The organism is Arcicella sp. BE140, assembly GCF_031456255.1.
Lineage (GTDB): Bacteria > Bacteroidota > Bacteroidia > Cytophagales > Spirosomataceae > Arcicella > Arcicella aquatica.
On the sequence record NZ_JAVDUE010000001.1, the window covers coordinates 321853 to 336473 of the forward strand.

The window sequence follows — 14621 nt, forward strand, 5'->3', positions numbered from 1 at the left end:
TTTTGTAGCTAAAATTATTTTTGTGTCATTTCGTCCAAAATCCATAGAAGCTGGTCTACATCGATGTTCCCATCTATTTGTATATCTGCACGTTGATAATAGGGTAAACGCGCAGCACAGCGTTCTTGAAGGCTTTTTAAGAGGGTATCCTCTGTAGTATTTCTATTAATTAATGGGCGATGATTAACATCCGACTTCTGGATTCTCTTCAATAAGTCTTCTGGCTGAACATTCAAGAAAATACTGGTACCATTGGCTTTGATAAAATCCATATTATCAAAAAAGCACGGAACTCCTCCACCCGTAGCAATGACTAGTTTTTGTTCCGCTTGAATGGCTTTTAATACTTTGCTTTCAACCTGTCTGAAATAATCTTCTCCTTTGTATTTGAATATTTCTGGAATAGTCATTAATTCTTGCTTTTCGATTAATTCATCCATATCTACGAACTGAAAATCGAGTCTTTTAGCAAGATGTCTTCCTAGAGTACTCTTTCCTGAAGAGGGCATTCCTATTAAAAAAATATTTTTCATGCTTAAAATCCTTCCCTGAAGGTGCTTGCAAATTTTACTGTAAAGATTTTATTACTTCATTTTTATCGGGCAGTGCATTATGCGACCACTTCCCTTTAACGATACCATCTTTCAACAACCAAAGTGTAGGATTAGCCCTTGCAATGGTTTTTAGAACCTTAGTATCAGCACTATAGTTTGGAATGGCTAACTGAAATTCATGTCTGAAATTATTTACTTCTTCTTCACTAGAAGCACTGATTAACCAAACTTGTATGCCAGACCCTTCCAAGCTTTTAGCTAATTCACGAATTTCGTTAACGTGATTAGTATTTGCTTTTTTAATAACAGGAATCACCACCATCAATTTTTTACCGACAAAACTTTCAGCTTTATAATCAGTAGAATCGCCATCTTTCCAAATATTATAGTCGGTTATTTTAGCTTTAGCCTCGTCTTGATTCAGCGTAATCATTTCCTTAAAATGATATGTAGTATCGGTTGGCATTTGGTCTAGTTCCAAGGTTTCTCCGCCTTTTTCATAAATATATTTGAACTGTAAAGGAGCAGAAGGCTTCATGTTTTTAGGAATATCTTGCCCGATAGCATAAGGAAGTCCATCATAAGGAGGTAAAAATTTAACAGCATAAATCCCTAGGAATAATGAAAATACTACAGAAATACCCACAATAATCCCTGTTTTCTTATCAGCAAATATTTTGCGTTGCCACAGGATTATCAAGATAAAAAACAGCAAAATCATGTCTTTGATAAAAGAAGTCCACGGTTTCAACTTGATAGTTTCACCAAAACAGCCACAATCTGTTACCTTATTAAAATAGGCAGAATAAAAAGTAAGGAAGCCAAAGAAAATAACCGTAGCTAATAATATCCAAGAAGCTGTTTTGAGTTTATACTGTACTAATAGGCATACGCCTAGTACTAATTCTAATGCACATAAAAAAACGGAAATATATAAGGCATAAGGAATCCAGAACTCCCAAAAGCCTGCCATGAAAGGAAAGTCTGTGGCGAATACATCAAAATATTCTTCTAATTTAATCTCCGTACCAACAGGGTCATTGAGTTTAATCAGACCAGAAAAAATAAATATTATTCCGACAAAAAGTCTAGAGAAATGTGCAATTAACTTCATGAATATAGTTGTGATTGAGTGAATGGTGAATTAGTGATTGATAAACTAAATTAACCCAAAGCTGCTCTTATTACACTTCAAATTTTAGATGTATCATACAAAAAATAGCATAGTTCATCATGTCTTGATAATTGGCTTCAACGCCTTCTGATACCAATGTAACGCCTTGATTATCTTCTATTTGTTTTGTCCTAAAGATTTTCATCAATATCAAATCCGTCATTGAGCTTACACGCATATCTCTCCAAGCCTCGCCATAATCATGGTTTTTATCTTTTTGTAAAGCCAATGTTTTTTCTACTTGAATATCGTACAAATCACTGATTTCTTGTTCTGTAAACTCCATTTTAGTAGAATCACCCAATTCTTTTTGAATCAAAGCAATGATACAATAGTTGATAATTCCGATAAACTCACCTTCGATGCCGTCCTCGATTTTTTGTGTTCCTTTTTCTTGGATTGAGCGTATTCTTTGAGCTTTGATAAAAATCTGGTCGGTCAAGCTAGGCAATCTTAAAATTCGCCATGAGGTACCATAATCTTTATTTTTTTGTTGAAATAATGTTTTGCAAATAGCAATAATCTCTCTGTATTGAGTTTCAGTTTGATTCATTGTATGGTTTAAATTTGTGCTAATCTTACAAAATTATTGCTTTTCGATGGTAAATGGTAATTTACAAAAATAATCCCGCAAAGTTCTTTACAACTTTGCGGGATTATCATGATAAAATATACGTCTTATTTTAATACATAAGTGCTAAGTGCCTTGTAAACATCGTTAATATTTTCACCTTTTCTAAACTCTCTTTGGATAGGCTGTGCCGAACCTTTTATCCAAATCAAAATCTCGGCATCAAGGTCTAGTAAGCTAGCACTGCGTTTTGAAAAGTAGTTAATAGAATGGTATGGAATCGTCATAAAGTCTGTCTTAGTACCAGTAAGCCCTTGTTTGTCAACTAGAATCAAACGCTTGTTAGTAAAAACAAACATATCTCTAATCAGTTTAAATGATTTTACAATCACTTCTCCTTCAATCAAAATTGGCTCGAATTCGTGAGCGATTTTATCAGCAGAAACTTCTGATGAATTGCCCATCAATGCATTTAAAATTCCCATGTTTAGGTTTATTTATTGGTTGTAATAATGTTTAAAAAACTAAAAGTAATTTTTCTATCGACCAATAGAAATACGTTAGTGAAATCGAGATTAATAACGTGAATTTTATCGATTTATGATAGTGTTTATAATGTTTAGCTCTATCCTTATTGAGTTTTATATAGCGTATTCTACTTTTTCAGCTTTTAATGTTGACAATTATTTCAAACTATCAAATTCAATAAACTTGTATTCTGGCGAAGATTCTAGTAATTGCCTTAATACAGCAGCATGTCCGTTTCCAAAGATTACTAATATTCTATCTTTACTACTTTCGGTTATCTCTTGCAGTTTTCTGAATATTCTCAAGTTTCTATTGTACCACCATATTGATAAGATATCGGCACCTCTTTGATTATCTAATTTAAAATCTCCTACCAGATATGCTCCATAACCTAATTTATGAGATTCGCTAGTATTAATGCGTTTGATATATTTCAATAAGTTTGTCGTGACTGGCAATTTTTCTTCATAATCAAACCATTTCATATACATTGCATTGAACTTATCGTCATTTTGGAAATCAAAATCCTTGAATAACTTTTGAAAATATACTGAATCTAATTTTACTAAATCTTCATCAAAAGAACTAGCATCAATACCATAAATAGTATCCATTTTCATTTCACTAGCAATCCTCAACGCTATTTGATAGCGTTCGTCTCTTTCATTTCTTGAATTTCCTGCCTTATATTGTCTGAGTTTTTCTGTAGCATTCCATTGTGGAGTGGCTTCAATAGCAATCTTTGTGGGCTTAAATTTTTTAATATAATTGACTAGTTCTGTAATTTCAGATTTCTTGGGTTCCTTCAATACATCAATTTTATCGCCATCATTTATTTTATTGACGTCTAAATTGGGATAATCAAAATGGAAAGTACCAACTACTAAAACTTGTGCCTTTTCTTTTGGGAAAAATGAAGAAGGTTGTTTGATTTCACTTTTTTGTGCGAAGAGGTTTAATGTATTAAAACAAATTGTTACGAGTGTAATTAGGCTTAGTTTTTTCATCTATTGAAATGTGCAAATATTATATATGTTTTATTACTTTTATAGTTTCTTCATAAAATGATAACTACTAATATGAAAACCTTTGTTCAAGTACAAACGATGTGCAGTATGGCGTGTAGGACCAGAATCTAACGTGACGCAATCATAATTTCTGTCTTTGGCAAGGGCGATTACGTAATCTAATAAAGCCGTTCCATAGCCTTCGCCACGAACTTTGTCTGAAGTAGTGAGGTCGTCGATATAGATTTGCTTGCCATTATAAAGCATTTGTAAATATCTGAAACCAATGGCAGAAACTACTTCATCATCTTTTTCGATATAAGCTAATTGATAGCCCTCACTCAGCATTTCGAGTACTGTTTCTACAAATACGTCTTCGGTGAGATGTGGACGAAGTAAACTAATTACATACCAACATTTTCGAACCTCTGCTTCAGTATTTGCTGTCTTTATAGTCATGTATTTATTGAGTGAGTTAGTGATTTGTGATTGATTAAATTGTGAGTTAGTGAGTTGTGAATTGGTAAATCATGACTTGGTTCCTAAACTTTTTTTTAAATCATCAATTTAATAAGCCTTTACATTTTCAAACCTTCAAATTTCCCAATCCTTTAATTTTCAAATCTTCAAATTCTCAAATTTTCAAATTAAAAAACTATTCCTCCTGAAAGTCTTCAGAAATTAATTTACGTAATTGCTGGTGAGGACGAAGGTTTGGACGTTTAGAGAACATCGCTTTATCACCCGATGAAGCCTTTGCTTTACTAGCCAAAGTAGCCGTATCGAAATAATTATCTCTTACAAATTGATTTACTTCATCAGCATTGATTACTTCCCTTACCATCGAACCTTTTCCAAAACCATCGTTATATGCGCCAATCCTTGAATCTGTTTCTGCTAAACGAGTTTCTCTTTCAATATCCTTAATTTCTTCTAAAAGACTTTTCTTTTGTAACTCTAACGATTCAAAAGAAGGGAGCAATTGCAAATCGTTTTCAAAAATATTTTTTTGAGTGATATTGTCTGCCAACTCTTTTTCAACGCCTTCTAAAGTAGTAATCAATTGTTTCTTCTCCTTCTTAAGTCGTTTTAACTTAGGGTCAATTTGTAACCATTTAGCCCAGTAACATTGTAAAACAGGGAATGCAATACCTAAACAAATTGCGCCAGCCAAAGCAAATAATACACCCGAAAGCACAAAAGAAGCCAAAGCCCAAGGACTGTTTACTAGTTTTTCATTCAGTTGATCAAAAATTCTTAACTTTTCATCAATTTGTCTAGTAACTGCTACTGGTAATGGAGCCGTTGGATTAAGAGGGTCAAAGCTTTGATTTTGTAACTGTTTGATAGATTTATTAACGCCCTCTTTCATTTTGTCGGTTTTATAGGCCTCATACCTGAACCAACCCAAAATAAACAAAGTAACCACTGCAAAAACTACCGTAATACTTTTGAACCAAACGTATACCTTTTTAGAATTTAAAGAAGATGCAGACGTATAAGGCGACTCGACCAATCTTTCATAAGCAGGTTTCAAAAGGATAGATAACATGGCTAAACCAACAGCAAATGACCACGCTTCAACATTATTACGAATATTGAGGGCATAAGCCACGATTTCGTGTGAAATAATTAAATCCCCTGCCACAAACGATACACCAGCCAGAAAGTAAATAATACCTGCAAACAATGAGTATTGATGCGAATTGATTTTTCTTTTCTCAAGAAGGGTAGAGGAGGTTTCTTGATTTTCAGCTAATTGATTTTCAAGACGGTCACGATTTTTCCCTGCAAGATTTACCTTTAACATTCTTTCTTGAAGAGCATCATAAGCTTCTTTATAGCGAGCTTTAATGTGTTCAGTAACTTTTTCTAAATCAGAAAGTTCTTGTTTTTTTTCATTAAGCTGACGGCTTAACCATTCGAAATTTACTTGTGAAGACAAAAAACCTTCATAAGTATTTCTATCAACAGATTCTAGTCCTCCATGATAGCCATGTTGAAAATCGTACATTTCAGTATGCGAAGGCGTAGTATTTACGGGCATACGATTGTTATTTTGTTCTGTATTTTCCATGTTATTCTTCTTCTCCTAAAATTGTTGTCACTTGATTGTTGTTCAACCTATTTTTATAATTCTGAGCCAAATGATATTCACTTTCAAATACTTTAATCAGCATATCTCTTTGCGCATTTAATTTCAAATTGATAGTGCTTAATTTAGTCAGTTCAGGCAAAATATCTTGTTTCCTTTGTCGATATTTTTCGATTTCGGCTTTATGTTTCTCAATGTCTGTTTCCCACTCGGCTACTTTCTTGATTTTATCTTTGTAAAGTTGGTTTCGCTTTTGGAAGATGGTAAAATCATCCTTGAAAATGGTTAAATTTCCTAAGAACAATTTGCCCGAAAACATGAATAAAAAGAATATGAAAGCGAACAAAGCCCATGCTTGAAGGGGAGGTTTTGTAGCATAAATTTGGGCAAATACAAAGAAAGATGCTGCCAAAGGCATGCCTATTTCTTCTAATAGTCTTTTCCAAGTGCTTACTTTACTTTCGTCGTGGAGGAATGAAATACGCCCGAAAAGGTTGAACATTCCCGCTCCAAATACTCCTAAAGCAATAAAGGTAGTTTCTTGGAATTGTCCTTGCAACGATTCTTTAATTAAGAAATAATTACCTACCGCAATACCTATAGCTAGTGCTAACCCAACTACTGTTCTTAATAGATGATGCTGTTCGGTAAATTCTTGATTTTTGAGAGACTGAATTTGCTGTTCAATATCTTTAACTAAACTTTCCTTTTCATTAATCCAATAATTCAACTCACCAATTTCTTCTTGGTGTTGGGCCATTACTTTTTCCGTTTCGGCTGTTTGTTGAGAAAAGTAGTGACGGATGATGGAGATTTTTTCGTCTGGGTTAGAACCCGACAACCCAAAGATAACGCCTTCATCTCTTAGAATATCTTCATTGATAAGCCAGTCGGGTTGGTCATTGACAGGACTAGAAAACGTTGGTGCAATATTATTTATTTGCACCAACGTATCATCGTTTGATAATACCTCTTCTGTGATGGGTATTTCTATATTTGTATTTTCAATGGTAGGATTATTGCCACGGAAAACATTTTTCAACTTGTCGAAAAAAGACATAAGCGTCGTGAATAATTGGTTTCAATAAAAACCGAAATTGTAAAAAAATATTTTATTCGACAAAGAAATTATGAAGAATGGCAGATTTGAACCACTTATACCTCTTGAAGTAAGCCTAAGATGACAAATAACAACCCAATGAAGGCTGATATACCACCTACGACGCCTAGCCCAAAGATGGCTAATACGATACCAACGCCTAAAAGAATGACACCGATTTTTAAGTTTGGATTCCAGCTATGAAAATCAGCAGATTGTACTCCACTTTTTTTCATTTTCTTCTCTATTTTTTTAATAATAAGTTTCTCTACGAAATTAGCCTTTCGAGTAGTAGCGATAGTCTTACTTTCATTTTTTTGTAAAACTACTTTGTCTAACATTGCGTTGATTTTTTCTTTTTTTAATTCAACGGCTGTTTCATTGTTTGCTTCATCAATGTGAATAACCTCTGATGCTGATGCATATAACACAGGACTTGGCTTTTCATGGGCTGCTTCAATCATCAACGTTGAACTTGGCATTTGTTCTACTTTTGCCACTTCAACGGCCTTTTGTGACTCATGCTGGTTTTGTGAAATGATTGTTTTCTGAGAAGTACATGATACTCCTACCATTAAAGCAAAAATGCTTATGAAAGTTAGTTTAATTGTTTGCATATTATTAGGTTTTAGTGTTTGTAAAGAAACGTTGAATAATTAAATTAATTGCTAAATAAAAAGCCCAAAATTATCATTTGGGCTTTTTGTTGGGGTAGTAAATATGCGTTAAGCGGCTTTTTTCATTTGATGAAAAACGGTTCGCTCAAATTTTTCACGAGCATAAGCCAGCGAAATTTTAAATTCTTTGATTTCGTCTTGAGATGGTAGTTCAAACATCGCATCCGTAATGATTGATTCACAGATTGAACGTAAACCTCTTGCCCCTAATTTATATTCCATTGCCTGACTAACGATATATTCTAACGCTGGTGGTTCGAATTGTAAGTCAATGCCTTCCATTTCGAATAATTTGTGGTATTGTTTAGTAATGGCATTCTTAGGCTCTGTCAAAATAGATAACAGCGTCTTGTGGTCTAATGGGTCTAAATAAGTTACTACAGGCAAACGTCCTAATAGCTCAGGAATCAAACCGAATGATTTTAAATCTTGAGAAGTAACAAACTTCATTACATTCTCTTCTTCAAACATATCCAAGAACGTATCGTCTGAACTGAAACCGATGGGACGAGTATTCAAACGTTTTGAAATATGACGTTTGATACCATCAAAAGCACCACCACAAATAAAAAGAATATTCTCGGTATTTACCGCTATCATCTTTTGGTCTGGGTGTTTTCTGCCTCCTTGTGGCGGACAGTTTACTACAGCCCCTTCTAATAACTTCAATAAGGCCTGTTGTACACCTTCGCCTGATACATCACGAGTGATAGAAGGATTATCAGATTTACGAGCAATTTTATCAATTTCATCGATAAACACAATACCCATTTCAGCTTTCTCTACATCGTAGTCGGCAGCTTGTAATAAGCGTGTTAAGATGCTTTCTACATCTTCACCCACATATCCTGCCTCAGTAATCACCGTAGCATCAGCAATACAAAAAGGTACTTCCAACATTCTAGCAATGGTTTTTGCCATATATGTTTTACCTGTCCCAGTTTCGCCCACCATGATGATGTTTGATTTTTCAATCTGAATATCATCAAATGTTGTCTTTACATCATGTTGCATCAAACGTTTATAGTGATTATAAACGGCTACACAAAGGTGTTTCTTAGCTTCATATTGCCCAATTACGTACTGGTCAATATATTTCTTCATTTCAATTGGTTTTACCAGATTGAATTTAGGAGATACAGCTTTATTGTTTTTGCCTTTTTTATTCTTTTCAGTATTTAATTCTTGCTGAACTACTTGGTAGGCTTGGGTTACACATTCGTTACAAACGTGGCCATCCATACCTTCCATCAATAATGGTACTTCGTTTTGCTTACGTCCGCAAAGAACGCAATGGGCTTGCTGTTGTCTCATATCTTTACACACAAAATTGTGCCTTCATTATTTCCTTCGCAAAATTACAGATTTAAAAATAAAAAATGCTTACTACTTCCATGGAAGTAATAAGCATTTTTAGTTATACGCTCATTTAATTTACTTCTTGTATCAAGAATATTTTATACTCTTGTCAATACTTCGTCAATTAAACCGTATTCTTTTGCTTCTTCTGCACGCATCCAGTAGTCACGGTCTGAATCTCTTTCTATTTCTTCAAATGATTTTCCTGAGTGTTGTGCTAAGATTTCGTATAATTCTTTACGGATTTTAACGATTTCACGCGCAGTGATTTCAATATCACGTGATTGTCCTTGAGCTCCACCTGAAGGTTGGTGAATCATGATACGTGCATGTGGCAAAGCTGAACGTTTACCTGCTGTACCACCAGCCAACAATACTGCACCCATCGACGCTGCCAATGAAGTACAAATAGTAGAAACATCTGGACGGATATAATGCATAGTATCATAAATACCTAAACCTGCATATACAGAACCACCTGGTGAATTGATGTACATCATAATGTCTTTTTTGGCATCTGTAGATTCCATAAATAACATTTGAGCTACAATGATATTAGCCATATAATCATCCACAGGAACACCCATGAAGATAATTCTATCCATGATTAAGCGTGAAAAAACATCAATTTGAGCAAAACGCATCGGACGTTCTTCAATGATGTACTGTGTCATATCTTCAATGAATGGACGACTAGTACCGCCAATATTATTTGCCTGATTCATGTACTGGTCTACTGCCAAACCGTTCAAACCTCTATGGTGTACGGCGTATTTTCTGAATTCTTCTGAACTTAATTCTTTTGGAAACATAACGGTAATTTATAAAATTGAAAATATGTCGATTGTTAAATTAAATCAAATAAACCATTTTAGCAATTGCATGCTAAGGAATTTAATGAGATTGTGCTTTAATAACTTTTAAAACCTTCAAATAGTTCTCTCTATAATTTTGAAACTAATCGAAGTATTTTTGGTGTTATTCAAAAAATCTTCGACAGCAAAGATGCAAAAACTATGAAATAATCCTAATCAGTTTTACAGAGAATTTATCAGAAAAGGTGATAATTATGAAAATTGGAGAAAAAATACGACAAGCTCGTCTGCTAAAAGGATACTCTCAGGAGAACATGGCAGAACTTTTACAAATTTCCACAACTGCCTTTGGTGACATCGAACGCAGTAAAACTGAATTGACCATTAGCAGGGCACAAAAAATAGCCAGTTTGCTAGACATTCATGTATTAGAGCTTTTTGGAGAAGAGGTAATCACACCCAAAATAATGCTCAATTCAGAAAATGAAATGGAAAAACTGCAACTTGAAATAGAAAGACTAAAAAGAGAATCAGACTACTGGAGAGGTAAGTTTGAGGAACTTGTTTTGGTAGAGGCTTATAGACTTATTCAAAATCAGCAACAACGCGAGAAAATAGGCTTCTAGGAGTTTATGAGATTAAAGTTTATGAGTTTAATGCATACATTATAAAAACAAAAAATCCCGCAGAGGTTGACCTTACGGGATTTTTTATTGATTTGTAGTTGATTGTTTTAAGTTCAAGACTCACAACTCATCACTCAAAACTTATTAAGCTCCTACAACTTGTTTGAACTCATCTACGCTAATAGTTTTGCTTTCAGTCTTAACGTTTGCTAAAATCACGTCAGAAACTTTGGCTGCATATACTTCATTGAACATTTTCATGAAGTTGTCTTGCTTATTTTTATCAGTTAAATATCCATTAGCAATACGCTCAATCATTTCGTCCATGCTATTGTCAGCAGACGCATACATGCCGAATTGACCACGAATCATTTCTTTCGTTCTTTCAAGCACTTCTGGATATTCTACTTTGATTTCGTTTTGAGTAGCCACTTCGTTTTTGATTAAGTTCAAACGAATGTCTTTCTTAACATTTTCGAAGTCTTGATCAATTTGCTCTGGAGTGAATTTTCCTTCGTTTACTTGGATTAACCAATCACGTAAGAAATCTTCTGGCAATTCGATAGCGATGTTTTCTAATAAAGCTTTTTCAGCATCAATTCTCAATAAATATTCAGCTTCACGCTTATAGTTAGTTTTGATGATTTCTAGAATTTCTTTACGGAATTCTTCTTCAGAACTTACTTTGCCTTCGCCTAATACTTTATCAAAAAATGCTTGATTCAATTCAGCAACACCATTGCGAGTGATATCTTCAATCGTGAAAGTTACTTCACCTACTAAGCCAGTTTTGTTGCCAGTAGCCAATTCGATTGATTTTTCGTCAACAAAAGTAGCTTGAAGGTCGAATGTTAAAGTATCTCCTTTGGCAGCACCAATGAAAGTAGCTTTAGCTTCTTCTTTGATAGCTTTGAAAGGGATAGCAGATTTTTCAGTCCATTCTCCTTGAGTGAAAACACCAAAAAGCATATCACCTTCTTCTACTGTATCTGGGTGAATTTGCTCTCCAGAATTTTGTTTCAAATTCTCGATAGTTTCTTCCACTTCTTTTTCAGTAGCTTCGATTTCGTAAGTATTGATAGTAGGGATTTTATCAAAATCAACAGTGAATTCTCCGGCTAAACCAATGTTGTAAGTAAAGCTAAATTCTTTTTGAGTATCCCAATCGATTGGATTTTCCAATTCGTTCAATGGCATAGGATCACCCACTAAGCTTAAATTATTTTCTTTGATATAGTTAGGTACGGCTTTGCCTAAAACAGAATTGATTTCGTCGATTAAAACTGATTTACCGAACATCTTTTGTACCATTTGCATCGGTACCATTCCCGGACGGAATCCTTTGATGTTGGCACGCTTACGATAGTCTTTAAGGTTTTTATCGACTTGTGGCTTATAGTCAGCTTCAGAAATTGATACGACCAAACGGGCGTTCACTGGGGTACTTTTTTCGAGAGAAATGTTCATCTTTATGAATTCGGATTTTGGAATGCGGATTTCGGAATTTTTATTTTGCTAAATCTCAGTTTGTCTGACTTTCGTAAATCCGCATTCCGAAATCAACAATCCGAAATCAAAAAAGCCCTCAAAACCGTAACGGTTGAGAGGGCTTTGAATGAGTACGGGCGGAGGGACTCGAACCCCCATGCCTCGCGGCGCCAGATCCTAAGTCTGGTATGTCTACCAATTCCACCACGCCCGCTTGCGTTTTGGAGGTGCAAAATTAGGAAGCCATTTTTCTTTTTGCAAGCTTTTCCGAAAAAAAAACACAAAAAAAGTAAAATATTTTTTCTTGAAAAATTAAGTATTTGAATATCAGTTGTTTATTGTTTTGGTTGTTGCTTATTATTTTTTAAATAATTTCCTTCTTATTTTTATATCCATCCATTTGCTAACGTTAGCTTCTTTTAACTAGCCTAATATAGCCTTTGACTATTAGCTTGAAATGGAATGCAAAAACAATGGTACAAGATTTTGATTAATCCATATGCGATTCTTTCAATTATCAATTGCAATATCCTTTGTTTGTGCTTAATTTTAATATTCAAGTGTTCGTGAAATTATTACGACCTTTGTAAGTGTTTCAATAAGAAAACCAAGCAACCAAAATCAATAGAATGATATAATTATGCAAGAAAAAGATAAATCACTACCGCCTTTTATCAAATCATGGAAACAACTTTACTGGATAGTTGTCGGTAATTTGGTGCTGATGATTATCCTATTTTATCTCTTTAGCGAATACTTCAATTAAGTCGAAATTGTCGGCTTAATTTGTCGTTTTAGCATTCGTACGAATTGTTTTCAAGATAAAACGGTTTGGTACCCTCTTTTAAACTGCTAATTATAAAATTTTAACATGGAAAATATTGACTGGCTGGTATTACTTTTAACATTAGGGACGATTATTGGCTTTGGACTATGGAAAGGAAGAATTCAAGAAAAGAATATTGAAGGCTATTTATTAGCAGATAGACAGATGCCTTGGTATCATGTTACGCTTTCGGTCATGGCTACCCAAGCTAGCGCCATTACTTTTTTATCAGCCCCTGGTCAAGCATATACAGACGGAATGCGCTTTGTACAGTTTTATTTCGGATTGCCACTAGCGATGATTGTACTCTCAATCACTTTTATTCCCATCTTCAAAAAACTAAATGTATTTACAGCTTATGAATTTCTGGAAGGTCGTTTCGACCTCAAGACCAGAGTAATGGCTTCTTTTCTTTTTCTAATTCCTAGGGCTTTATCAACGGGCGTGACCATTGCAGCGCCATCTATTATTTTATCAACCATTTTAGGCTGGAATTTGTACTGGACAAATATCGTCACAGGTATTGTAGTAACGATTTATTGTATGTATGGCGGTTCAAAAACGATTTCATACACGCAAATGCAACAAATGTTGGTAGTAATGGTAGGGATGTTTTTGGCGGGCTATATGGTCGTGCATTTATTGCCTACTGAAATGGGGTTTGTGGATACGCTGAAAGTAGCAGGTAAAATGGATAAACTTGATGCCATTGATTGGAAATTTGACTTGAATAATCGCTATAATGTTTGGTCGGGTTTGATAGGTGGGTTTTTTCTACAGTTATCCTATTTTGGTACAGACCAGTCACAAGTAAGTCGTTATTTATCAGGAGAATCCATTGGCGAAAGTCGCTTAGGATTATTAATGAATGGAATTTTTAAAATTCCGATGCAATTTTTGATTTTACTAATTGGCTCATTGGTTTTTGTATTTTATCAGTTTCATGAAGCACCGCTATTTTTCAATAAAACGGAACTAGGCAAAGTAGAGCAAACAACCGCCTATAAAGCTTTAATGAAGAAAAACTCTGAGGTTTTTATCGAGAAGAAAAAAGTCGTAGAGGAACTTTATACTGTTCTCAAAACAGATGAAAATACAAGTACCTTAAAAATAAAAGCACTCAATGCTCAAAAACTTGAGACATTAAAATCAAAAGCTTTAGCAGCCGACAAAAAAGCCAACGACCTAAGGAAAGAAGTGAAAGATTTGATGTTGAAAACCAATCCAGATGCTAATATCAACGATACCAATTATATTTTTCTATCCTTCGTAACTAAGTATATGCCTCAAGGAATGGTGGGCTTATTAATAGCGGTTATTTTACTGGCATCTATGGGGGCTATGGCCTCTGCTTTTAGTTCATTGACGTCGTGTACTATTGTCGATATTTATCAAAGAATGATTCATCCACAGGATACGGAGAAACATTATGTAAATGCTTCAAAATTAGTTACTCTAGGTTGGGGTATTGTCTGTATTGTTGTTGCCCAATTTACAGCTAATATCGGAAGCTTGATAGAGGCTGTCAATATCTTAGGCTCATGGTTTTATGGAACTATTTTGGGCGTATTTTTAGTAGCTTTCTACATCAAATCTATTAAAGGTGATGCTGTTTTCTGGGCGGCTTTATTGGCAGAAGTCTTCGTTATTTATGCTTGGTGGATAGACTTAACAGCTTTCCTTTGGCTCAATGTGATTGGCTGTGTATTGGTGGTTGGCTTTTCTTGGGTAATTAGTCTGTTTAGTAAAAGAGTTGTGAGTTAGTGAGTTGTAAGTATCAAAAGAATCAATTGAGAGTATGA

14 protein-coding genes and 1 tRNA gene are annotated in these 14621 nt (G+C 34.5%); 2 read left to right on the forward strand and 13 right to left on the reverse strand.

The features are described 5' to 3' along the window. Positions 1-14 precede the first annotated feature (14 nt). The 11 genes from J2Y60_RS01345 to J2Y60_RS01395 all read right to left on the reverse strand — a co-directional run bounded on the left by J2Y60_RS01345 (position 15) and on the right by J2Y60_RS01395 (position 9876). Positions 15-533 carry a shikimate kinase gene (locus J2Y60_RS01345; RefSeq protein ID WP_309912499.1) on the reverse strand — a complete coding sequence of 173 codons (519 nt, stop codon included), beginning with the start codon at positions 531-533 and terminating at the stop codon, positions 15-17. Positions 534-567: 34 nt separating this feature from the next. Further along, complete coding sequence (locus tag J2Y60_RS01350) at positions 568-1668, reverse strand: BT_3928 family protein (RefSeq protein WP_309912497.1); 1101 nt, start codon at positions 1666-1668, stop codon at positions 568-570. Positions 1669-1738: 70 nt separating this feature from the next. Further along, positions 1739-2281 (reverse strand): DUF1599 domain-containing protein, encoded by a 543-nt coding sequence (locus tag J2Y60_RS01355; RefSeq protein ID WP_309912496.1) that lies wholly within the window; start codon positions 2279-2281, stop codon positions 1739-1741. 125 nt (positions 2282-2406) lie between these two features. Then, the gene (locus tag J2Y60_RS01360) at positions 2407-2784 is read right to left on the reverse strand and encodes a PH domain-containing protein (RefSeq protein WP_309912494.1); all 378 of its coding nucleotides are present in this window, start codon (positions 2782-2784) and stop codon (positions 2407-2409) included. 198 nt (positions 2785-2982) lie between these two features. Next, positions 2983-3834 (reverse strand): DUF5694 domain-containing protein, encoded by an 852-nt coding sequence (locus tag J2Y60_RS01365; RefSeq protein ID WP_309912492.1) that lies wholly within the window; start codon positions 3832-3834, stop codon positions 2983-2985. 39 nt (positions 3835-3873) lie between these two features. After that, complete coding sequence (locus J2Y60_RS01370; RefSeq protein WP_309912490.1) at positions 3874-4293, reverse strand: GNAT family N-acetyltransferase; 420 nt, start codon at positions 4291-4293, stop codon at positions 3874-3876. Positions 4294-4489: 196 nt separating this feature from the next. Further along, positions 4490-5911, reverse strand: a complete 1422-nt coding sequence (locus J2Y60_RS01375; protein WP_309912488.1) for a hypothetical protein — start codon at positions 5909-5911, stop codon at positions 4490-4492. Between the two features lies 1 nt (position 5912). After that, positions 5913-6989 (reverse strand): hypothetical protein, encoded by a 1077-nt coding sequence (locus J2Y60_RS01380; RefSeq protein ID WP_309912486.1) that lies wholly within the window; start codon positions 6987-6989, stop codon positions 5913-5915. Between the two features lie 95 nt (positions 6990-7084). Next, the gene (locus J2Y60_RS01385) at positions 7085-7645 is read right to left on the reverse strand and encodes a hypothetical protein (protein WP_309912484.1); all 561 of its coding nucleotides are present in this window, start codon (positions 7643-7645) and stop codon (positions 7085-7087) included. Positions 7646-7753: 108 nt separating this feature from the next. After that, on the reverse strand, positions 7754-9019 hold the full coding sequence (gene clpX, locus J2Y60_RS01390) for an ATP-dependent Clp protease ATP-binding subunit ClpX (protein WP_309912482.1): 1266 nt from the start codon (positions 9017-9019) through the stop codon (positions 7754-7756). A 143-nt stretch (positions 9020-9162) separates the two neighbouring features. Further along, the gene (locus J2Y60_RS01395) at positions 9163-9876 is read right to left on the reverse strand and encodes an ATP-dependent Clp protease proteolytic subunit (protein ID WP_309912480.1); all 714 of its coding nucleotides are present in this window, start codon (positions 9874-9876) and stop codon (positions 9163-9165) included. A 257-nt stretch (positions 9877-10133) separates the two neighbouring features. Between J2Y60_RS01395 and J2Y60_RS01400 the strand changes: the two genes are divergently transcribed. Continuing rightward, complete coding sequence (locus J2Y60_RS01400) at positions 10134-10505, forward strand: helix-turn-helix transcriptional regulator (RefSeq protein WP_309912479.1); 372 nt, start codon at positions 10134-10136, stop codon at positions 10503-10505. A gap of 144 nt (positions 10506-10649) precedes the next feature. On the opposite strand, the gene J2Y60_RS01405 is transcribed toward J2Y60_RS01400, so the two are convergent. Together J2Y60_RS01405 and J2Y60_RS01410 are read right to left on the reverse strand one after the other, a co-directional pair. Next, positions 10650-11972 carry a trigger factor gene (locus tag J2Y60_RS01405; RefSeq protein ID WP_309912477.1) on the reverse strand — a complete coding sequence of 441 codons (1323 nt, stop codon included), beginning with the start codon at positions 11970-11972 and terminating at the stop codon, positions 10650-10652. 153 nt (positions 11973-12125) lie between these two features. Next, positions 12126-12207 (reverse strand) — tRNA-Leu (locus J2Y60_RS01410). A 657-nt stretch (positions 12208-12864) separates the two neighbouring features. Here J2Y60_RS01410 and J2Y60_RS01415 point away from each other — a divergent pair. After that, positions 12865-14583 (forward strand): sodium:solute symporter, encoded by a 1719-nt coding sequence (locus J2Y60_RS01415; RefSeq protein WP_309912476.1) that lies wholly within the window; start codon positions 12865-12867, stop codon positions 14581-14583. The last annotated feature ends 38 nt before the right edge of the window (positions 14584-14621 follow it).

Excerpts from the sequence above, each read along its gene's own strand:
- J2Y60_RS01365 (WP_309912492.1), bottom strand. The coding sequence starts at position 3,834 with ATGAAAAAACTAAGCCTAATTACACTCGTAACAATTTGTTTTAATACA.
- J2Y60_RS01395 (WP_309912480.1), bottom strand. The coding sequence starts at position 9,876 with ATGTTTCCAAAAGAATTAAGTTCAGAAGAATTCAGAAAATACGCCGTA.
- J2Y60_RS01380 (WP_309912486.1), bottom strand. The coding sequence starts at position 6,989 with ATGTCTTTTTTCGACAAGTTGAAAAATGTTTTCCGTGGCAATAATCCT.
- J2Y60_RS01360 (WP_309912494.1), bottom strand. The coding sequence starts at position 2,784 with ATGGGAATTTTAAATGCATTGATGGGCAATTCATCAGAAGTTTCTGCT.
- clpX (WP_309912482.1), bottom strand. The coding sequence starts at position 9,019 with ATGAGACAACAGCAAGCCCATTGCGTTCTTTGCGGACGTAAGCAAAAC.
- J2Y60_RS01355 (WP_309912496.1), bottom strand. The coding sequence starts at position 2,281 with ATGAATCAAACTGAAACTCAATACAGAGAGATTATTGCTATTTGCAAA.
- J2Y60_RS01405 (WP_309912477.1), bottom strand. The coding sequence starts at position 11,972 with ATGAACATTTCTCTCGAAAAAAGTACCCCAGTGAACGCCCGTTTGGTC.
- J2Y60_RS01345 (WP_309912499.1), bottom strand. The coding sequence starts at position 533 with ATGAAAAATATTTTTTTAATAGGAATGCCCTCTTCAGGAAAGAGTACT.
- J2Y60_RS01350 (WP_309912497.1), bottom strand. The coding sequence starts at position 1,668 with ATGAAGTTAATTGCACATTTCTCTAGACTTTTTGTCGGAATAATATTT.
- J2Y60_RS01375 (WP_309912488.1), bottom strand. The coding sequence starts at position 5,911 with ATGGAAAATACAGAACAAAATAACAATCGTATGCCCGTAAATACTACG.
- J2Y60_RS01400 (WP_309912479.1), top strand. The coding sequence starts at position 10,134 with ATGAAAATTGGAGAAAAAATACGACAAGCTCGTCTGCTAAAAGGATAC.
- J2Y60_RS01370 (WP_309912490.1), bottom strand. The coding sequence starts at position 4,293 with ATGACTATAAAGACAGCAAATACTGAAGCAGAGGTTCGAAAATGTTGG.
- J2Y60_RS01415 (WP_309912476.1), top strand. The coding sequence starts at position 12,865 with ATGGAAAATATTGACTGGCTGGTATTACTTTTAACATTAGGGACGATT.
- J2Y60_RS01385 (WP_309912484.1), bottom strand. The coding sequence starts at position 7,645 with ATGCAAACAATTAAACTAACTTTCATAAGCATTTTTGCTTTAATGGTA.